At 54.0% G+C, this 20,464-nt stretch carries 20 protein-coding genes, 1 pseudogene and 1 riboswitch; of the genes and pseudogenes, 14 read left to right on the top strand and 7 right to left on the bottom strand.

Features of this window, described 5'->3' with window-relative positions:
- Nucleotides 1–333 precede the first annotated feature (333 nt).
- On the top strand, nt 334–711 hold the full coding sequence (locus tag EB241_RS10985) for a hypothetical protein (protein WP_124233212.1): 378 nt from the start codon (nt 334–336) through the stop codon (nt 709–711).
- 264 nt (nt 712–975) lie between these two features.
- Here the strand turns inward: EB241_RS10985 and EB241_RS10980 are convergent, their stop codons facing one another.
- Complete coding sequence (locus EB241_RS10980) at nt 976–1,695, bottom strand: ABC transporter ATP-binding protein (protein WP_124233211.1); 720 nt, start codon at nt 1,693–1,695, stop codon at nt 976–978.
- A 145-nt stretch (nt 1,696–1,840) separates the two neighbouring features.
- Nucleotides 1,841–2,119 (bottom strand): hypothetical protein, encoded by a 279-nt coding sequence (locus EB241_RS10975; protein WP_124233210.1) that lies wholly within the window; start codon nt 2,117–2,119, stop codon nt 1,841–1,843.
- A gap of 464 nt (nt 2,120–2,583) precedes the next feature.
- On the opposite strand from EB241_RS10975, the gene uvrB reads away from it, so the two are divergent.
- Together uvrB and EB241_RS10965 are read left to right on the top strand one after the other, a co-directional pair.
- Nucleotides 2,584–4,608 carry an excinuclease ABC subunit UvrB gene (gene uvrB / locus EB241_RS10970; RefSeq protein WP_124233209.1) on the top strand — a complete coding sequence of 675 codons (2,025 nt, stop codon included), beginning with the start codon at nt 2,584–2,586 and terminating at the stop codon, nt 4,606–4,608.
- 107 nt (nt 4,609–4,715) lie between these two features.
- A pseudogene (locus EB241_RS10965) lies at nt 4,716–5,882 on the top strand (IS4 family transposase).
- Nucleotides 5,883–6,033: 151 nt separating this feature from the next.
- Here the strand turns inward: EB241_RS10965 and EB241_RS10960 are convergent.
- On the bottom strand, nt 6,034–6,261 hold the full coding sequence (locus EB241_RS10960; RefSeq protein WP_233592586.1) for a hypothetical protein: 228 nt from the start codon (nt 6,259–6,261) through the stop codon (nt 6,034–6,036).
- Nucleotides 6,262–6,539: 278 nt separating this feature from the next.
- Entirely contained in the window at nt 6,540–7,448 is a 909-nt protein-coding gene (locus EB241_RS10955; protein ID WP_124233208.1) for a gluconeogenesis factor YvcK family protein, read from the bottom strand.
- A 181-nt stretch (nt 7,449–7,629) separates the two neighbouring features.
- Nucleotides 7,630–7,762: riboswitch (molybdenum cofactor riboswitch) on the top strand.
- Between EB241_RS10955 and moaA the strand changes: the two genes are divergently transcribed.
- The 7 genes from moaA to EB241_RS10920 all read left to right on the top strand — a co-directional run bounded on the left by moaA (nt 7,749) and on the right by EB241_RS10920 (nt 12,436).
- A complete protein-coding gene (gene moaA / locus EB241_RS10950; protein WP_148089645.1) occupies nt 7,749–8,738 on the top strand; it encodes a GTP 3',8-cyclase MoaA in 990 nt (329 codons plus the stop codon). Its footprint overlaps the riboswitch before it by 14 nt.
- A gap of 17 nt (nt 8,739–8,755) precedes the next feature.
- Nucleotides 8,756–9,271 carry a molybdenum cofactor biosynthesis protein B gene (moaB, locus tag EB241_RS10945; RefSeq protein WP_124233243.1) on the top strand — a complete coding sequence of 172 codons (516 nt, stop codon included), beginning with the start codon at nt 8,756–8,758 and terminating at the stop codon, nt 9,269–9,271.
- 3 nt (nt 9,272–9,274) lie between these two features.
- Complete coding sequence (moaC, locus tag EB241_RS10940; protein WP_124233206.1) at nt 9,275–9,760, top strand: cyclic pyranopterin monophosphate synthase MoaC; 486 nt, start codon at nt 9,275–9,277, stop codon at nt 9,758–9,760.
- The gene (moaD, locus tag EB241_RS10935; RefSeq protein ID WP_124233205.1) at nt 9,753–9,998 is read left to right on the top strand and encodes a molybdopterin synthase sulfur carrier subunit; all 246 of its coding nucleotides are present in this window, start codon (nt 9,753–9,755) and stop codon (nt 9,996–9,998) included. The genes moaC and moaD overlap by 8 nt, the downstream gene beginning before the upstream one ends.
- 1 nt (nt 9,999) lies before the next feature.
- Complete coding sequence (gene moaE / locus EB241_RS10930) at nt 10,000–10,452, top strand: molybdopterin synthase catalytic subunit MoaE (protein WP_124233204.1); 453 nt, start codon at nt 10,000–10,002, stop codon at nt 10,450–10,452.
- Nucleotides 10,453–10,508: 56 nt separating this feature from the next.
- The gene (locus EB241_RS10925) at nt 10,509–11,600 is read left to right on the top strand and encodes a DUF1615 domain-containing protein (RefSeq protein WP_124233203.1); all 1,092 of its coding nucleotides are present in this window, start codon (nt 10,509–10,511) and stop codon (nt 11,598–11,600) included.
- Between the two features lie 125 nt (nt 11,601–11,725).
- Nucleotides 11,726–12,436 (top strand): Bax inhibitor-1/YccA family protein, encoded by a 711-nt coding sequence (locus tag EB241_RS10920; protein ID WP_124233202.1) that lies wholly within the window; start codon nt 11,726–11,728, stop codon nt 12,434–12,436.
- A 54-nt stretch (nt 12,437–12,490) separates the two neighbouring features.
- On the opposite strand, the gene EB241_RS10915 is transcribed toward EB241_RS10920, so the two are convergent.
- The 3 genes from EB241_RS10915 to EB241_RS10905 are packed head-to-tail and all read right to left on the bottom strand — an operon-like array spanning nt 12,491 to nt 15,452.
- Complete coding sequence (locus EB241_RS10915; RefSeq protein WP_124233201.1) at nt 12,491–13,453, bottom strand: lysylphosphatidylglycerol synthase domain-containing protein; 963 nt, start codon at nt 13,451–13,453, stop codon at nt 12,491–12,493.
- On the bottom strand, nt 13,453–14,688 hold the full coding sequence (clsB, locus tag EB241_RS10910; protein ID WP_407644269.1) for a cardiolipin synthase ClsB: 1,236 nt from the start codon (nt 14,686–14,688) through the stop codon (nt 13,453–13,455). Before clsB ends, EB241_RS10915 begins: the two co-directional genes overlap by 1 nt.
- A 2-nt stretch (nt 14,689–14,690) precedes the next feature.
- The gene (locus EB241_RS10905; RefSeq protein WP_124233199.1) at nt 14,691–15,452 is read right to left on the bottom strand and encodes an endonuclease/exonuclease/phosphatase family protein; all 762 of its coding nucleotides are present in this window, start codon (nt 15,450–15,452) and stop codon (nt 14,691–14,693) included.
- Between the two features lie 182 nt (nt 15,453–15,634).
- Between EB241_RS10905 and EB241_RS10900 the strand changes: the two genes are divergently transcribed.
- From EB241_RS10900 to EB241_RS10885, 4 genes are all read left to right on the top strand, one after another.
- Entirely contained in the window at nt 15,635–16,024 is a 390-nt protein-coding gene (locus EB241_RS10900) for a YbhQ family protein (RefSeq protein WP_124233198.1), read from the top strand.
- A gap of 277 nt (nt 16,025–16,301) precedes the next feature.
- The gene (rhlE, locus tag EB241_RS10895; RefSeq protein ID WP_124233197.1) at nt 16,302–17,708 is read left to right on the top strand and encodes an ATP-dependent RNA helicase RhlE; all 1,407 of its coding nucleotides are present in this window, start codon (nt 16,302–16,304) and stop codon (nt 17,706–17,708) included.
- Between the two features lie 60 nt (nt 17,709–17,768).
- Nucleotides 17,769–18,716 (top strand): tRNA dihydrouridine(16) synthase DusC, encoded by a 948-nt coding sequence (gene dusC / locus EB241_RS10890; RefSeq protein ID WP_124233196.1) that lies wholly within the window; start codon nt 17,769–17,771, stop codon nt 18,714–18,716.
- Between the two features lie 163 nt (nt 18,717–18,879).
- Nucleotides 18,880–20,061: an MFS transporter gene (locus EB241_RS10885; protein WP_124233195.1), complete on the top strand. Its 1,182-nt coding sequence runs from the start codon at nt 18,880–18,882 to the stop codon at nt 20,059–20,061.
- Nucleotides 20,062–20,464 lie beyond the last annotated feature (403 nt).

Below are 20,464 nucleotides of genomic sequence, written 5' to 3'. Positions count from 1 at the left end.
AACGGTACTCTCCAGTGGTGATGCACCGATCGTGTCCGTTCTTTATATTTACAGGCTTACGCAATTACGCCCGTTGGGCCAGCTTCTGGATGGCTGGCGATTTTCTCTTATTTATTGGTGATAATAAGGCCGAATTGCGCGGGGCCTCTTTTTTATTTCTTATGTAAATTTTGTAGCCGGATGCGGTGACGGACTGTGGTCGTCTGTTTTCTTTAACCGTGTCGTTAATCACCGTTTTTTGAAATATTTCATTTATCAGATACTGTAGCCTCTTTGGCGCGTTGTTTAGCCAGCAGAAATAGCATCATTATTTTATATAAAAGGAGCCGAAAGATGGCGCTGGACCCTATTGTAATAAGACCTTATTCAACTGTGTCACCTTATAATCAACTTTCAACGGATAAGTATGACAAATCCGGTATTCCAGGTAAATTGTCATCGGTCAAAAATGAGAATGCAGAAAAGATGGTACAGAAGCTCTCAGATCCTGCGGCGGTTCCTGACGGCGGTGGGGAGCAAAATTTTGGATTACTGAAATCAATAAAATCCTGTTTTTGCAGCAGTCAGGCAGGTGACAGGAATATATCTGATGGCGAAAAAGACCAGGGTTTATTTCTTAAGGATGGAAAAACATATCATATGATCAGGGTGTCTGATGACCAGAAAGGCTCCGCCGCGTTTACACCGTGGCCGTTTAGGTTAGCACGGTAAAAAGGAGAGCGGGAGCAGTCAGATTGATCATGTGGTAACGTGCCGGAAATATGTCCCCGAGCAGCAGGAGTAACCTGTGCCAAAATAATCATTTACAATCTGGCATACCATAAAATTAAACAATATATGCCAAAAGGATCAGACATCAGTGACGTTTGTTGGTCAGTAATAAATATTCGCCTCAGCTCCTGAACGGCAGCGCACAATACTGACCACACCCGTTACGTTAACCCGTCAACCCCTACTCAGTGCTACGGCGGGCGATCAGGTTACCGTCAGCCAGGTATTGATAATCTGTTCATCCAGTTGCGCCATTTTGCCATGCGCCACATTGCGCCCACGGTGCAGCAGCAAAAAATAGTCGGCGACGCGGCGGATAAATGATATCCGCTGTTCCAGCAGCAGGATTGTCAGGCCAAAATCATTATTCAGTCGGTGAATAAGGTTGCCCATTTCTTCTTCAAGCCAGGGCGACATCCCTCCCGTTGGCTCATCCAGGATCAGCAGTTTTGGCTTTAACACCAGCGCTCTGGCCAGCGCCAGCTGTTGCTGCTGATCGAGTGACAGCTCGCCGCTGCGCTGGTGACGCCTGGAATAAAGCGCCGGAAAAAGTTCGTAGATCATCTGTGGAATGGCGCGATGACGCTCCTGTCCGGCACCGGCCAGCAGGGCAATTTGCAGATTCTCCTCGACGTTAAGCTGCGAGAAAATCTGACGCCCCTGCGGTACGTAGCCAATGCCCAGCGCGGCACGTTGCTCCACCGGTTGCAGCAGCAGGTTTTGCGGCGGCAGGTCGGCCTCCTGCCAGGTCATTGAACCGCTGTTGATGGGCAGATGGCCCATAATACAGTTGACCAGGGTTGTTTTTCCCATTCCCGGCTGTCCCAGCACCCCGGTACAGGTGCCGGGAGCTAAATCCAAATCCACATCCCACAGAATATGGTTTTGCCCATAGAACTGATTGACTGAACGTAAGCTGAGCATCTGACACTCTCCTTCATAAATACCGTTTAAGATCGCACCTGAATGCATCCGCTTTCCGCTGTATGACAAACGGTCCTGATTGCAAAACGCCTGTGGTTGTCTACCTTCCACGCTGCGGTGTCTCAGCAGGAGGCGGTGAATAATTTTATGCAATTACAGTGCCAGTTCCAGAAAGTGCCACAAGCGGGCAATCAGGCGACAAAACAGCCGCATAAATAGTCAGAAATGTTAAACAATTGCCCTGGGTAATTTCCATTTGCACTTTTGTGGTGCCTGTGTTTATTACTTTTTGCAAAGACATGCGGTCTGGGGGGATAATTTCCGCCGTAAAAAACGTAGCGCTTATGCAGAAAATATGCATTCCAGGGCCGGATTTCCCTGTGCCGTGGGCAAAAAAAAATCCAAAAAAAATATTTGCGGCCATATTAATGACGCAATGACGATTTATACACATCAGACGGCTCAGGCGCTGTAATCAGTTATCCACTATTCCTGTGGATAAACTTGTGTATGAACAACTGAAAACCTGCGGAAAACGAGGGTGGACGCGGCCTGAGCTTAGATTGCTCCTAAAGATCTCACAAATTAAAATCATCTTAAATTCAATTAATTATCTAAAATCAAGCCATCCTGAGCCTGGTGACAATCTGGCGCGACATTTTGTCAGAACATATTGACAAATGTTAAATGCCCAGGCTGCCTGGGGATAGTTTGCCGCACAGAGGGAAGCGTAATAACCTCCCAATTCTCAACAAGGCATCCCTATCGTTTACAGCAGCAGTATGGAATATTACTGTAATTATATCCAGTATTTTTCGCTGGAAAAATTGTCAGGGCGGAGTAAAATCAGTTACCGGTTGGTATGACCCTTCAACGAGTAGCCATGCAATGAGCAAAGTTTTTAAACTCAGTTCCGATTTCAAACCTTCCGGTGACCAGCCGGAAGCCATTCGCCGTCTCGAAGAGGGCCTCGAAGACGGGCTGGCTCATCAGACGCTGCTTGGGGTAACCGGATCGGGTAAAACCTTTACCGTGGCGAATGTCATTGCCGATCTCAATCGCCCCACAATGGTGCTGGCACCCAACAAAACTCTGGCAGCTCAGCTTTACGGTGAAATGAAGGCGTTTTTCCCGGATAACGCCGTGGAGTATTTTGTTTCCTATTACGATTATTATCAGCCAGAAGCCTACGTACCCAGTTCCGATACGTTTATTGAGAAAGATGCCTCGGTTAACGAGCATATTGAGCAGATGCGGCTGTCAGCCACCAAAGCCCTGCTGGAGCGGCGGGATGTGATCGTGGTGGCGTCGGTGTCAGCCATTTATGGACTGGGCGATCCAAATTTGTATCTGAAGATGATGCTGCACCTGACGCGTGGGATGGTTATCGATCAGCGGGCCATCCTGCGTCGACTGGCGGAGCTGCAATACACCCGTAACGATCAGGCTTTCCAACGCGGCACCTTCCGCGTGCGTGGTGAGGTGATTGATATCTTCCCGGCTGAATCTGACGACTACGCATTGCGGGTGGAGCTGTTTGATGAAGAAGTGGAGCGTTTATCCATCTTTGATCCCCTGACCGGTCAGGTTGACGCAGTGATCCCGCGTTATACCATCTACCCGAAAACCCACTATGTTACCCCGCGTGAACGTATTCTTCAGGCAATGGAAGAGATTAAGCTGGAGCTGGTGGATCGCCGCAAGACGCTGCTGGAAAATAACAAACTGCTGGAGGAACAGCGGTTGTCCCAACGCACCCAGTTTGACCTCGAAATGATGAACGAGCTGGGCTACTGTTCAGGGATTGAGAACTACTCGCGCTATCTGTCGGGTCGTGGACCGGGCGAACCCCCGCCAACCCTGTTTGATTATCTGCCTGCCGATGGCCTGCTGGTTATTGACGAATCCCATGTCACTATCCCACAGATTGGTGGCATGTATCGCGGCGACCGGGCGCGGAAAGAGACACTGGTGGAGTATGGCTTCCGCCTGCCGTCAGCGCTGGATAACCGACCGATGAAATTTGAGGAGTTCGAAGCCCTGGCACCGCAGACGATCTACGTCTCTGCCACACCCGGCAATTACGAACTGGAGAAGTCGGGTGGCGAAGTCATCGATCAGGTGGTGCGCCCGACCGGGTTGCTCGATCCGCTGATCGAGGTCAGACCGGTCAGTACGCAGGTGGATGATCTGCTGTCGGAGATCCGTCAACGGGTGGCAATCAACGAGCGGGTACTGGTTACCGTTCTGACCAAACGAATGGCGGAAGATCTGACCGAATATCTGGAAGAACACGGTGAACGGGTACGCTATCTGCACTCGGATATCGATACCGTTGAACGGGTCGAGATTATCCGCGATCTGAGACTGGGTAAATTTGACGTGCTGGTGGGTATTAACCTGCTGCGAGAAGGGCTGGATATGCCGGAAGTATCGCTGGTGGCTATCCTTGATGCGGATAAAGAGGGTTTTCTGCGTTCTGAGCGTTCGCTTATTCAGACTATCGGACGTGCAGCACGTAACGTCAGCGGTAAGGCGATCCTTTACGGCGACAAAATCACGCCGTCGATGGCCAGGGCCATAGGCGAGACCGAGCGTCGCCGTGAGAAGCAGGAAATCTACAATCAGCAGAACGGCATTGTCCCGCAGGCGCTGAACAAGAAAATCGCTGATATTCTTGAGCTGGGGCAGGGGACCAACAAGAGTAAAAGTAAAAACCGTGGCAAATCATCGCGCGCCGTGGTGGAAGATGACGCGATGCCGCTGGATATGTCACCGAAAGGATTGCAGAAGCAAATTCAACAACTTGAGGCAAAAATGCAGACGCATGCGCAAAATCTGGAGTTTGAAGAAGCCGCCCAGGTTCGCGACCAGCTGCATCATATGCGAGAGCTGTTTATTGCCGCTTCCTGAAAACCCGCCAGGGCGCTGAGCGATCCCCGGCAACGGGGGTAAAAAAGACAGGCACTGGCATGTTGTGAATTACTGATTTGTAGAGCCAATTCAATGACATAACTGCGATGGCTGCTCGCCAGGTATGTCAGAATTTTTTCCGTGATGCTTTAGCACCGTTTCACCAATATCGACAAAATGCTTTGCTGGATGCCACCATTGCACTTATCAATGGCGCATCTCTGACGCTGACCAGCATCGGACGTTATCTACCCGGTACTGCTCAGGTCAAAAACAACATAAAACGCGTAGATCGTCTGCCCGGTGATGACTCTCTTTATCACGATATTCCCTGATTTTCAGACATATTATTTCCATGCTGACGGGCCAGCTATCACTGTGTGTCATCGCCATTGACTGGAGTGGATATCCCTCTCAGGAGCATCATATACTCTCAGCCAGCCTGATTTGCGACGGACGTTCGATACCTTTGCTGAGTTGGATCGTTTCTTCAAAAAAACAGCAAAAGCAAAGGTACAGCAAGTCTTTCTTAATACGCCTGCCGAAGCGGTAATCCCAAAAGCAAGGGCGATCATCGTCACCTGTGCGGGGTTCAGGCATGCCTGGTTTCGGCGCACAGAAGCACCCGGCCGGGATTTTACTGGACGCATCAGGGGACATATCCAGAGGCGACTGGAGGCCAAAGGCAAATACTGGTTCAGACGTCAGGCATTGCAGACCAGCAGTAAACCGGAATATCTGGGGCCGGGAGTGCTTGCCCGATCGGAGTATGGCCAGTGTGACAGTCATTTTTTGCGTAAAAAAGCGCCGAAAGGACGGAAAAATAAACGCTCGCGTTGTGGTATAGCCAGACCATTACGGATAAAAAATGCCAGGCTGACGGCAAAAGAACCGTGGTTAATATTCAGTAGCGCAGATGACTTTAAGTCTGTTGAAGTCATTAATTTCTAAAGTCGGTGAATGCAGGTTGAGCAGGACTTCAGGGATGAAAAAAGTGAGCGCGTTGGGTTCGGCCTGCGTGCCATTTACAACTGTTCGGCAGGAAGAGTGCGGATACGGAGTCTGCTGGCGACACTGAGCACAACCGTGCAGTGGCTTGTGGGCTATGAGGGTGAAAATAAAGGGTCATCTCCTGGATATCAGGCCAACAGCATTAAAACGCGGCGGGTAATCCCGTCTCTGACGTTAGCGGAGCAATTTTAATTCGAACGGTGCTGGGCACCGTTGTTAATCACCTCGTGCGAACCTGGCGGAATATGGTTTTAGTTTTTTAGCGCTGATTTATGGCGATCTTTCAGCGCATCGGTCATTCTTCGGGTGATCCTTGTTAGTGGTTTACATCACGACGAGAGACGAGAAAGCTGTTAACCTCACTCATTGTCTGAAGCATTGCTTTGAGTAATCACTTCATAACGCCCACCGTCTTTATCGTGAAAGACAAAGTGATAAACCTGGGTGTAAAGGTCTTTGCTTTTTTTCAGGTGCCAGTCGCTTAACGTCTGTTTTTGCCTCATCGAGTTTAGTTATATCGACGATCCCGGTATTTTTCATCCACGCTTCAGCCATGTTGTGCGGCCAGGACTGGCTGTCAGGGGCTTTTGTCAGTGCTGCAAACGGGAGAAATATAAACAGTGATATAATTTTTTTCATCATCGTATAACCTCAATCTGTTTGTCACCGCTTGCCCATATTTGTTGTCGTACCTGCATGGGGAGAATGATGCAGCCGTTGGACGCTGAATCGGGATGTTTGCTGCTGTCGCCATGAATACTGATAATTTTTATGCTTGTCGTTTTTGAACAAAGTGACCCCGGATACCGATCAGCCTGAGGCGGTACTGGTGTTGCCTGGCCCGGACACCGCACGCGTTATCCCCGTCAGAAGGGCCGTTTTATGGCTCGCAATATGCCAGTAGTCCTCAGGGCAACGCTTTAGCCAAATGACTGAACGGCACGCTCCAGCGCAGCGTGCAGTAGCTGACGGTCGTGACGGTACTGAATATCTGTGGCCTGCAGCGGCTGCTGAATAATCAGTCTGTCAGTAACATGACGGGTATCCACCAGCGGGCTGACCACCACCGCATCAATCACTTTTTTGCCAATGTATTTTTCCATCATTGCCAGCTTATCGGCCAGCGTAAGTCGTGCTGCTGCCTGGCTTAGCTCTTTTCCCAGATTTCCTATAAACACCATAGTGGCGGGCGTGCGGCGCAGCGCCTGGGCCATCTCCGGCATTAACAGTACCGGCATCAGGCTGGTGTAAAAACTGCCGGGTCCTATCAGCAGCAGGTCTGCTTCGCCGATGGCTTCAATCGCTTCCCGCGTGGCGTTAACCACCGGCGACAGCATCAGCTCCTGTGGCGGCAGCTGTAACTGGTCGATTTCTGTTTCACCATAAATCAGGTTGCCTTCGCTGTCGGTAGCCACCAGATCAACCGGCTGTTCAGACATCGGGATCAGAAACGCATCCACTTTCAGCAGATTACGGATCAGATTGATCGCCTCGAGAGGCCGCACGCTAAGATGATCCAACGCTTTCAGCATCAGATTGCCGAGGTTGTGTCCTGCCAGCTCGCCGTTGCCGGAAAAGCGGTATTCAAACATCGCTGAAGCAATGCCGGGTTCAGTGATCAGCTGGTTCAGGCAGTTACGCATATCTCCCCAGGCAATACCGCCTTCAGAGCGCCGGATACGGCCGGTAGAACCGCCGTTATCGGTGGTGGTGACAATACCGGTGAGGCGTGATCCCAATGAAGACAGTGCCGACAAAACGCGGCCCAGGCCGTGGCCGCCGCCCAGAGCGACGACGCGATCAAAATCGGTTAACGAGCGGTTACGCATAAAATTTTATCCAAATGTTAAGGCGTTACTGGAAATGGCCCAACGCCATTTGATTATTCCACGCTGACCTCTTGGTGTGGCGCGGAGGGAAAATCTTTATATATCAAAATGCACAGCGCCACCCGGAACTGGCAAGGGCTGAACAATAGCGTTAGTATCAGGCTACCAAGGCTTGCCGGCGTGCGGTAAGCCATCCTTAGCCCTGGCACCTGAGTCTTGGGATAAGGTGCCCCGGCCGCAACACAGGTTGGCCTGGATGCAGAAAGAAATGCCTGCATCTCCCGTCTCTGGAAAGGTGTACTGGTGCAACAATTTACTGATAGCTTCGACCGCCGCTTTTACTACCTGCGTTTGTCGATCACTGATGTCTGCAATTTCCGTTGCAACTACTGCCTGCCTGAGGGTTATAAACCGCATGGCGTAGCCAATAAAAGCTTTTTGTCACTGGATGAAATCCGGCGGGTTACCCGTGCCTTTGCGGCGGCGGGCACAGAAAAAGTCCGTTTGACCGGGGGTGAGCCTACGCTACGGCGTGATTTTACCGATATCATCGCCGCCGTGCGCGAAAATTCTGCCATTCGCCAGCTGGCGGTAACGACTAACGGCTACCGGCTGGCGCGTGACGTCGCCACATGGCGTGATGCCGGGCTGAATTCGCTTAACGTCAGCATCGACAGTCTGGACGCCCGACAGTTTCACGCTATTACCGGGCAGGACAAATTTCAACAGGTGATGCGTGGTATCGATGCGGCGTTTGCGGCCGGGTTCAGCAAGGTCAAAGTTAACACCGTGCTGATGCGCCACCTCAATCACAACAGCCTGCACACTTTTCTGGCATGGATCCGTTGCCGACCTGTTCAGCTTCGCTTTATTGAGCTGATGGAAACCGGTGATGGCGGTGAACTGTTCCGTCAGCAGCACATTGCCGGTACGGCTATCCGTGACAGGCTGCTCCGGGAGGGCTGGGTCCGCCAGCCACGCTGCCGCAGTGACGGTCCGGCACAGGTGTTTCATCATGCAGATTATCAGGGGGAAGTGGGGCTGATCATGCCTTATGAAAAGGATTTCTGCATCAGTTGCAACCGCCTTCGCGTCTCAGCGACGGGTAAGCTGCATTTGTGTCTGTTTGGCGAGGAAGGCGTGCCGCTGCGAGATTTACTGGCAGATGACGATCAGCTGGGCGCGTTACAGGCGCGTATCACCGGTGCCCTGCTCGGTAAAAAGCAGACGCATTTTCTGCATCAGGGCAACACCGGCATGACGCAGAATCTTTCTTTTATCGGTGGTTAACTTCAGGGACATCAATGATGGCAAAATCCACGGCTGAATTTATGCCGCTTAATATCGCGCTTCTTACCGTCTCTGACAGCCGTGATGCGGCCAGCGACAGCTCCGGTGACTGGTTGCAGGAAGCGTTGAGCGATGAAGGGCATCTGCTGGCCGCTCGCGCGCTGGTGACGGATAACCGCTATCAGATCCGCGCGGTGGTTTCTGGCTGGGTTGCCAGCGACAGTGTGCAGGTGGTGATCGTCAATGGTGGCACCGGCTTCTACAGTAAAAACAGCACGCCGGAAGCGTTGTTGCCGCTGTTTGATCGGGAAATTGACGGTTTTGGTGAACTGTTCCGCATGATCTCCTGGGAGGATATTGCCAGCGCCACGCTACAGTCGCGGGCGGTGGCCGGAATAGCCAACCAGACGTTGATTTGCGCCATTCCCGGCTCAACCGGTGCCTGCCAGAGCGCGTGGGAACAGATTATTTGTCCCCAGCTGGATGCCCGTACCCGCCCCTGTAACTTTGTTTCTCATCTCAGGAAGCCCTGAATTATGTCGCAACTGACCCATCTCAACACCGCGGGCGAGGCTCATATGGTAGACGTCTCGGCAAAAAATGACACCATCCGGGAAGCCAGGGCAGAGGCTTTCGTGGTGATGCGTCCTGCCACCCTACAAATGATTATTGAGGGAAGCCATCATAAGGGGGATGTGTTCGCCACGGCGCGTATCGCCGGCATTCAGGCGGCGAAACGTACCTGGGAACTGATCCCGCTCTGTCATCCACTGTTATTAAGCAAAGTGGAGGTTTCCTTACGTGCTGAAGTGGAAAACAGTCGGGTAAGGATAGAATCGCTGTGCCGCCTGACCGGTAAAACCGGGGTGGAAATGGAGGCACTGACGGCGGCGTCGGTGGCGGCGCTAACCATTTATGACATGTGCAAAGCGGTACAGAAAGACATCAGCATTGAATCCTGTCGCCTGCTGAGCAAGCAGGGGGGAAAATCCGGTGATTTTCAGGCGGAGCAGCATGGTTAAGGTACTGTTTTTTGCTCAGGTGCGTGAGCTGACAGGGACTGCCAGCTTCTCTGTGACTGAATCCTACGCCACCGTGGAAGCGCTGCGGGCTGCTCTGGCGGCAAAAAACGATCGCTGGGCGCTGGCGCTGGCACCGGAAAGGCTGCTGACGGCGGTAAACCAGACGCTGGTTTCGGCCGATCATCCCCTTTCCAGTGGGGATGAGGTTGCCTTTTTTCCCCCGGTGACCGGAGGTTAAGATGGAAACACGGATCGTTGTCGGCACCGCCCCCTTTGAGATGGAGAAAGAGTATCGCTGGCTGTCGGCCAGCGATGAAGACGGGGCGGTGGTAACCTTTACCGGTAAGGTGCGCAACCATAACCAGGGTGATGACGTCGCCGCACTGACCCTGGAACACTATGCGGGGATGACCGAAAAGGTGCTGGAAGCAATTGTGGCTGAGGCTCGCCAGCGCTGGCCGGTACGGCGTGTCACCGTTCAACATCGCACCGGTGAACTGTACCCAGGAGAGGCGATCGTACTGGTCGGCGTCAGTGGTGCGCATCGCGCGGCTGCCTTTGCCGCGGCGGAATTTATTATGGATCATCTGAAAACCCGTGCGCCTTTCTGGAAGCGGGAAGCAACCGCACAAGGGGAGCGCTGGGTAACATCCCGGGACAGTGACCAGCAGGCTGCTGCACGCTGGAAATAGCGGCAGCACGATGTACATTTCCGTGGTGCTGAATCCCCGGACTGATAAGGAAAACAATGAATTATTCCACGTTGAAACGCCTGTCGTTGCTGGCTGTGCTGGTGCTTGCAGGATGCAGCAGCAACCCTGCCCGTGAAAAATCGCCGCGACGCCCGGCGGAAGTTAAAGCACAGCTTAACCGGTTACTGCCGCCGAAAGTGAGCGATCGCCAGGGCTGGAGTCATGACATTCTGACCGCGTTTGACGGCCAGGGCATCGATCCTTCGGTCAGTAATTTATGCTCGGTGATTGCCATTATTGACCAGGAATCGGGTTTCAATGCTGATGCCAGTGTACCGGGCCTGCCCAGGATTGCCTGGGGCGAAATTGAAAAGCGTGCGGCGACATTGCATATTCCGGCGATGCTGGTGCGCGCGGCGCTGATGATCAACTCATCCGATGGCAGGAGCTACGCTGACCGGCTGGATCATGTGAAGAATGAAAAAGAACTGAGCGCCATCTTTGACGATGTGATTGACCGGGTGCCAATGGGACAGAGGCTGTTCGGCAATTATAATCCGGTCCATACCGGTGGCCCGATGCAGGTCAGTGTAGCTTTTGCCGAAACCCACGCCAGCGGTTATCCCTGGTCGCCAGAGGGCAGCCTTCGTCGTGAAGTCTTTACCCGACGGGGCGGCATCTGGTTTGGTACCCTGCATTTACTGGGCTACCCGGTCGATTACAGCCGTCCTCTTTATCGCTTTGCTGACTTCAATGCCGGGTGGTATTCCAGCCGCAACGCGGCTTTTCAGGCTGCGGTCGCCCGCCTGAGCGGTATCAGACTGGCGCTCGATGGCGATCTTATCCAGTACAATTCCGATGCCGCCGGTTCGACCGAACTGGCGGTGCGCACCCTGGGTAAACGTCTGGATATGAGCGACAGCGCGATTCGCCGTGCGCTGGAAAAGAGCCAGACGCTGGCGTTTGAGAAAACAACCCTGTGGCAGCAGGTGTTCACCCTGGCGGATAACGCCGCCGGTAAGCGCCTGCCGCGTGAGATGTTGCCGGGGATCAGGCTGGAAAGCCCGAAAATCACCCGAAATCTGACCACCGCCTGGTTCGCTCAGCGGGTTGATGGCCGTTACCAGAGCTGCCTTGCCCGTGAGTAAGCGGTCCGCCGGGGGTCGCATCCGCAGCGAAAAAAAACGCAGGGGGGCTGGTCTCGCCTCACCAGAGTGTGCCAGACTCAGAGTTTAACGGTTCTTATTTCATTCACTTTTAATAAGGGGGCATCATGGACCGATATCCACGTTCCGGCGGTTCGATCGTTTCGCCAGCCAGTACCGGGCTACAGACTTATATGGCCCAGGTGTATGGCTGGATGACCTGCGGTCTGCTGCTGACCGCTTTTGTCTCATGGTTTGCTGCCAACACGCCCGCCGTGATGGAGTTGGTTTTCGCCAATCGCATCACTTTTTATGGCCTGGTGATTGTCCAGCTGGGGGTTGTTTTTGTGCTCTCAGGCATGGTGCACAGGCTCAGCGGCGCGTTGGCTACCGGGTTGTTTATGCTCTACTCGGCACTGACCGGTCTGACGCTGGCCAGTATTTTCCTGGTTTATACTTACTCCTCCATTGCCAGTACCTTTGTCGTCACCGGCGGCATGTTTGGGGTGATGAGTTTCTGGGGATACACCACCAAACGCGATCTGAGCAGGATGGGCAGCATACTGTTTATGGCGCTGATCGGCATTTTGCTGGCTTCCGTGGTAAATATCTGGCTGAAAAGCACCCCACTGATGTGGGCCGTGACCTATATCGGAGTGCTGGTGTTTGTCGGGTTGACCGCGTACGACACGCAGAAGCTGAAAAAAATCGGTGAAGGGATTAACGTTGATGACAGGGAGGATCTGCGTCGTTACTCAATTATGGGGGCGCTCACTCTGTATCTGGACTTTATCAACCTGTTCCTGATGCTGTTGCGGATTTTTGGCAACCGTCGCTAACGGGACGTACAGGGCGGCTTTTGCCGCCCTGTTTCAGCAGACGGTCAGGCATGGTCACCGTTTCATCTCGCGCAGATTTTTCCTTCGCAGATTTTTTGCCCGACTCTCCAGCCACAGATAAAGCACCAGCGCCAGCAGCAGCGGGGCGATGAAATAGAGCAGGCGATAGGCCAGCAGGGCGGCAATAATCGCGCCATGAGAGAGCGCTTCGCCGCTGAGCAGGGCCAGAAAGACCCCCTCCAGCACGCCAATGCCCGCCGGGATATGAATAATCACTCCGGCAATACTGCTGATCAACAGCACCCCCAGGACCTGCGGGTAGTCCACTTTTTCGGCCATCAGCAACCAGATAATGGTGCCCATCACCAGCCAGTTGGCGCCGGAGACGGTAAACTGTAACACCGCCATTCGCAAAGAGGGGAGCGCAAGCTGATGGCCTTTCAGCGTCCAGCGGCGGCGGCGGGAAAAAGTGCACAGCGCCAGCCAGAAAAACACAAAAGCCAGCAGTGCACTGCCAATCAGACGCAGTGTCCCCGCGCCGACAAACCAGCCGGAAGGGACCGGTACCCATCCAAAGCTGAACACCACGCCGGACACCAGCACGTAACCCAGCCAGTTGGTGGCGATACTCAGTGAGAAAATACGCGTGATGGTGCTGCCGTTCAGGCCCAGTCTTGAATAGAGGCGATAACGCATCGCCACGCCACCGACCCAGGTACTGAGGGTCAGGTTAAAGGCATAGCAGATAAATGAAACCAGTATCACCTGGCGCTTTTGTAGCCGGTGCCCACAGTAAACCTGGCCAATCAGATCGTAAACGCCGTAGGTAAGATAACTGACCACCACCAGCGCCGCGGCGGTAGCGATGACTGAACGGCGATAACTGATGATAACCTCGCTCACCTCGTACCAGTTTATCTTGCTGGCATAAATCACCAGCAGTACCGTCACGGCAATAAAAAACAGCCAGGTGAGGACTTTCTTCACCCCTTTCCAGCGGAAATGTGTTTCAGCCATCAGGATCCCATCCTCTCTTCAGACCCTGGGCGATCCTGGGTTTCCATTTCAGGTTGTACCGGCGGATGAACCAGCGTCAGCCTTGGCGTGTGTGCAGGCAGCCAGCCGGCAATCGCCGGAAAGTGACGCAGGAAATGGAACACCACCACGTTTTTCACCATCTGCCATCCGTTTTGTGGTGGCAGTTCATCGGCCATCACCTGGCGGCACTCCGAAGCCAGCAAGCGGTTCAGTTCATCGCGCATCACCTGATTGAAATCAGGGTCATGGATCATCAGATTGGCTTCCAGATTAAGCGAGAGGCTTAACGGGTCAAGATTGCTGGAGCCCACGGTTGACCATGCGCTGTCCTGGAGAGCGATTTTGGCATGGAGTGGCCGACGGATATATTCATACACCTGCACGCCCCCACCGACCAGATAGTTGTAGAGCAGCTCAGCCCCGACCTTAACGACAGGCATATCCGGCTTGCCCTGAACAATCAGCTTAACCCGAACGCCGCGTTGTGCCGCGTTACGCATTTCATGTAGTAAATGGTAACCCGGAAAGAAATAGGCGTTGGCAATGATCACTTCCTCCCTGGCCGTGCGCAGCATCCTGATATAGTGCTGTTCAATATCGTCCCGGTGCTCTGCGTTATCGCGCCAGACAAACATCACCTGTGCGCCACCCGGCGTTGCGTTCTGTGTCCGGCGACGCGAGCGGCCATGCCACCAGCGTTTGCGCGCAGCCTGAGTGCTCAATGCCTGTCGCACATAGCGGGTAATATCGTCGACTACTGGCCCATGCACCTCCACGGCATAATCCTGTTTGGCTTCTGGCCCAAAACCGACGTTATGTTCCGCAGAAAAGTTGATACCGCCGACAAAGGCGACCCGATCGTCGCAGACCACAATTTTACGGTGCAGACGCCGGAAGATATTGGTCCGCATACCAAAAACCAGCGGACGGGGATCGTAACTGATAAAGCGCACGCCAGCCGACGTCAGGCTGGAAATATACGCTTCAGACAACGCGTCGGAGCCGTAGCCGTCGACCATCATTTCCACCTTCACTCCCCGCCGGGCTGACGCAAGCAGCACCTGATGCAGTTGTCTGCCTACGTCATCTTCAAACAGGATGAAGGTTTCCAGCAGTACCGTCTGTTGTGCACGCGCGATGGCGTCAAAAACCGCCGGGAAATACGCTTCGCCATTAATCAGCAATTGCAGTCGGTTGCCGTCACGCCAGGGCATATTCACAGGTAAAGCTCCACCGCCAGCGGCGCGTGATCGGAGAGATGAGACCAGGGCCGGGTAGGAATGGTCTGTGGATGGTTAATCCCGGCGTTGCGCACGTAGATACGATCGAGGCGCAGCAGAGGAAAGCGGGCAGGGAAGGTGCGTGCTGGCCGGCCTGACTTGCGGCTGAATACTTCTTCCATCCCCGCGCCCTCAAGCAGGAACGCATTGGCTTTCAGTTGCCAGTCGTTAAAGTCGCCAGCCACCACCACCGGTGCCTCCGCCGGCAGACTGTTGATCAGCGCACACAGCATGGACAGCTGTTGCGCGCGCTGTGCATTACGCAGTCCAAGATGAACGCAGATGACATGCAGTGAAACCGGGTGGTCAGGCAGCGCCACCTGACAATGCAGCAGGCCACGCTTTTCCGTACCTTCTGTCGAGATATCCCGGTTTTCAAACGCCGTGATGGGAAATCGTGAGAGTACCGCATTGCCGTGATCGCCCTCCGGGTAAACAGCATTGCGACCGTAGGCAAAATCATTCCAGAGGGTGTCAGCAAGAAATTCATAATGAGGTTTATCAGGCCAGTTCGCCACCTTAAGCTGATGAACGCAATGGCTACCCATAACCTCCTGTAAAAAAACGATATCCGCCGCTGTCGCTCTGACTGCATCACGCAGTTCTGGCAGGATAAAACGGCGATTTGAGGCGTTAAAGCCTTTATGTGTATTGATTGTCAGGACTTTTAATGAAAATCCGTGCGGCTTTTGTGGCATACTGTGCGCGCTGTCCTTTTCGAAAGGGGAACAGTAAAGTGTAGTCTTTGTCACAAAAGAGTGGCGACGGGCCGCGATATTTGCGGCATTATCCGAAAATTGCGTTAATCTGAGGAATTCGTTTTCACTGATTGTGTAAACAAAGCTGGGCAGGCCCCGGTCGGGTTTGCCAGGAGAAAATAATGAAATGGTCTAATCGTGTGCAGATTGTCACCGGACAAACCTGGGTACACATAACGCTACACCTGATGCTGATTACCGCACTGGTGTTCGGATGGAAACATCAGGCGCTGTTGCAGGTCAGCGTGGTTTTGCTGACGCTCTATGCCAGCGTGTTTGCCGCTATGTTACTTACCCAGCGTCTCAGTGGCTTTCGTCGGACCGGGGACTTCCTTGAAGACGTGACTACCACGTATTATTTCGGGGCTGCCATGCTGGTGCTCTACCTGCTGTCCCGTGTGATCCAGAACAACCTGCTACTCGGTGTGGCGGGTGTGCTGATGCTAACCGGACCCGCAGTGGTTTCGCTTCTGGCGAAAGAGACGGCTCGCGCTCGTCAGCGCCAGCGTTGATGCACCACGGACCACGCCAGAGTGGTCCGTCCTTCTCTGTATTTGTCCTTCCCCAAACGTAACCTGGCTAATGGCAGCATGATGTGTTGTCCACGCCCGCCGCCCCGGTCAAAAAAGAAAAGCTCTCTGTAATAACACAACCTCTGTTATAATGCGCGCCTTACGCACCGTAGTTTGTGCCCCCTTTCAAGCGTCAGGCAGAGCCTGGCGTCCTATTTTCGCCCCGGAAACTACACTGCCACAGGCGGTCGGGGCGAAACCGGAGTCAGTCAATTTTATGTCATTTGATTCTCTCGGCCTGAATGCCGATATTTTGCGTGCTGTTGCAGAACAGGGTTACAACCAGCCTACGCCGATCCAGCGTCAGGCTATTCCGGTGGTGCTGGCGGGTCGTGACCTGATGGCCAGCGCTCAGACCGGAACCGGCAAAACCGCCGGCTTTACCCTCCCGCTGTTGCAGCTGCTTAACGCTGCGGAACCGAACCCGAAAGGCCGTCGCCCGGTGCGGGCATTAATCCTCACCCCAACCCGCGAACTGGCGGCCCAGGTGGGTGAAAACGTTCAGGATTACAGCAAATACCTTAATCTGCGCTCGCTGGTGGTATTTGGCGGCGTCAGTATTAATCCACAGATGATGAAGTTACGCGGGGGTGTTGATGTGCTGATTGCCACCCCCGGACGCCTGCTGGATCTGGAACATCAGAATGCGTTGGATCTTTCCAAAGTGGAAATCCTGGTGCTGGATGAAGCCGATCGGATGCTGGATATGGGCTTTATTCACGATATCCGTCGCGTTCTGGCAAAGCTGCCCGCCAAACGTCAGAACCTGCTGTTCTCCGCCACTTTCTCTGATGAGATTAAGGCGCTGGCAGAAAAACTGCTGCACAATCCTGAACAGGTGGAAGTTGCGCGCCGCAACACTGCGTCAGAACAGATCACACAGCATGTGCATTTTGTTGATAAGAAACGCAAGCGGGAACTGCTGTCGCTGATGATTGGCCGTGATAACTGGCAGCAGGTGCTGGTGTTCACCCGTACCAAGCACGGCGCTAACCATCTGACAGAACAGCTGAATAAAGACGGCATCACCGCCGCCGCGATCCACGGCAACAAGAGCCAGGGTGCACGTACCCGCGCACTGAGCGATTTTAAAGAGAATAAAATCCGTGTGCTGGTGGCCACCGATATCGCTGCCCGGGGGATTGATATTTCTGAACTGCCGCACGTGGTGAACTTCGAGCTGCCCAACGTGCCGGAAGATTACGTGCACCGCATTGGCCGTACCGGACGAGCGGCGGCCACCGGTGAAGCGCTGTCGCTGGTGTGCGTTGATGAACATAAACTGCTGCGTGATATTGAGCGTTTACTGAAACGTGAGATCCCACGGATTGCGCTGGAAGGTTTTGAACCGGACCCTTCGATCAAAGCAGAGCCCATTCAGAATGGTCGTCAGCAGCGCGGTGGACGCAGTGGTGCGCCGCAGGGCCAACGTGGCGGCGGTCGTCCTGGCGCTAACCGAGGTCACGGTGGTGGCGATCGCGGTGCGTCGTCTGCTGGGGAACGCAGCCCGTCTGACGGTCAGCGTCGCCAGGGTTCCGGTGCGGCACAGGGGGCAAAACCGGCCGCCAGCGGCAACGGCGCACCCCGCAATAAAACCCGCCAGCGCCGCGCCAATCCGGCATAACGTTTTTTACTTTGGGGATCGACCGATCCCCCGTCTCCAGGGGGAGTGGACGGTTGTAACATGCGCGTTTTACTGGCCCCGATGGAGGGCGTGCTGGACTCACTGGTGCGTGAACTGCTCACCGATGTTAACGACTACGATCTCTGCATTACGGAATTTCTGCGGGTGGTTGACCAGTTACTGCCGGTCAAATCCTTCTACCGGCTCTGTCCTGAGCTTTATCATGCCAGCCGCACATCTTCCGGCACGCTGGTGCGTATTCAGCTACTGGGACAGCACCCTTCATTTCTTGCGGAAAATGCTGCCCGTGCGGTGGAGCTTGGTTCCCATGGCGTTGATCTCAACTGTGGCTGTCCGTCAAAAACCGTTAACGGCAGCGGCGGCGGTGCCACCCTGCTGAAAGACCCGGAACTGATTTTCCGTGCGGCCAGCGCGATGCGCGCCGCAGTACCATCACCTCTGCCGGTGACGGTAAAAGTGCGGCTGGGGTGGGATTCCGGCGATCGCCAGTTTGAGATTGCCGATGCGGTGGCGCAATCCGGGGCCACTGAACTGGTGGTGCACGGCCGTACCAAAGAGGATGGCTACCAGGCAGAGCGGATTAACTGGGCGGCGATTGGCGAGATCCGCCGACGGTTGACGATCCCGGTGATCGCCAACGGTGAGATTTGGGACTGGAAAAGCGGCCAGGCATGCCTGCAGATGACCGGTTGTGATGCGGTGATGGTTGGACGTGGTGCGTTGTGCGTTCCTAACCTCAGCCGGGTGATTAAACACAATGCGCCCCTGATGCCGTGGGCAGAGGTGCTGATGTTGTTGCACCGCTACATTCAGCTGGAGAAGCGGGGCGATACCGGGTTATATCACGTGGCGAGGATTAAGCAGTGGCTGGGCTATCTGCGTAAAACCTATACGCAGGCCAGCGATCTGTTCAGCCATATCCGGGCAATGAAAACGTCCTCTGAGATCGCGGCTTTTATCGAACGTCAGGTACAGACACTGGCCTGAAAATGGCGCGCTTTTTTTGCCATGATTATCAATAAGTGTGATTGTCATGGCCGTTCACGCGCAAATAACAGGCAGAGATTTCTTTTATGCCGCCCATTCGCGGGATCTTCCGCTGTGCTGATAGTATGATGCCAGCTACCTGCATCAACTTTCCGGTCATGACATGTCTTCTGATCCTGCATTATCCAGTGCGCAGCTCAACAAACGTATTATTTCCGTGGTGGTTTTTACCTTCTTCTGTTATCTGTCAATCGGGCTGCCTCTCGCGGTGCTGCCTGCCTATGTGCATCATCAGCTGGGCTACAGCTCCTTTATCGCCGGACTGATTATCAGCCTGCAATATTTCGCCACGCTGGTCAGTCGGCCGCAGGCAGGACGCTATGCCGATCTGCTTGGTCCGAAAAAAGTGGTGCTGGTGGGGCTGCTGCTCTGTGGGGTTAGCGGGCTGCTCACTTTACTGGCGGTGTTGGTGACGACCCGCCCATCAGCCAGTCTGATCCTGCTGGCAGCAGGCCGGGTAGCGCTTGGCATGGGAGAAAGTCTGACCGCAACAGGGTCGATGCTGTGGGGTATCAATATCGTGGGAGCGACGCAGAGCGCACGGGTAATTTCCTGGAACGGGGTGGCGACCTATTTGGCGATGGCACTGGGCGCACCGCTGGGCGTGATGCTGAATACTGCCTTTGGCATACCGGGATTTGCCGTGCTGATTGTGCTGATGGCGATTTTTGGTTTCTGGCTGGCTACCCATCGGCCCGCTGTCGTTGTCACCGTGGGGCAGCGCATTCCGTTTCATAAGGTTTTTTCGCGTATCTGGCTGTATGGACTATGCCTGGGGCTGGGAACCGTCGGTTTTGGCACCATCGCAACCTTTATCACCCTCTATTTTTCCAGCCATAACTGGGACGGTGCGGCCTTTTCGTTGACGCTGTTCAGTCTTGGTTTTGTGGCAGTACGTCTGGTATTCAGTAACATGATTGGCCACTTTGGCGGCGTGCGCGTGTCGCTGTTTTCGCTGATGATTGAAAGCGCTGGCCTGCTGATGATTTGGCAGGGGAGCTCGCCACTGATGGTGGATATTGGCGCATTCCTCACCGGGGCAGGTTTTTCGCTGGTTTTTCCGGCGCTGGGCGTCGAAGCGATCAGGCAGGTGACGCCGCAGAATCAGGGCGCGGCGCTTGGACTCTATTCCGCCTTTCTTGATTTCGGGCTGGGGATCACCGGGCCGCTGGCCGGGTTGCTGATTGGCTGGCAGGGCGTGGACGCCATTTATCTGGTAGCCGCACTGGTGGTGCTGTTAGCTTTTATCATTATTCTGCGGCGACATGTCAGCCACCAAGCGTAATACCATCTGACCTGTTTTGGTGCGGTGGTAATACGGCTGCCGCCCCTGTCTGTCATTTGCACCGACGCTATTTTCTCGCGGTAGCTCAAAGTAATACCCATATCAGGCCACACGCTAGTGCTGACCTGCCGGTAATTTTCCGACCGTATTGCAGGATATGGTGACGTGGCTCGCCCGCGCCATCCTGCCAACATGTCGGTTGATCGGCAAACGAGTTGGTCAGTTAGTTAATGTCGGTGAGTTAATACCCGCGAGATATAAATGGCTTGAAATATCGCAATTTGAATGTATTTAATTCTGTACGGAGTTGAAAAATGGGCACGATTAGGATTCAGTACTGAATTTTACAGGATGAATGCCGATAAAAGTATCAGTTGCCTACGTGCCGCGTGGTGCGTAAGTG

Origin of the sequence: Erwinia psidii, assembly GCF_003846135.1 — a bacterium.
Lineage (GTDB): Bacteria > Pseudomonadota > Gammaproteobacteria > Enterobacterales > Enterobacteriaceae > Erwinia > Erwinia psidii.
The sequence above is the reverse complement of the archived record's forward strand: the minus strand, read 5'-3'. Positions and strand labels throughout refer to the sequence as shown.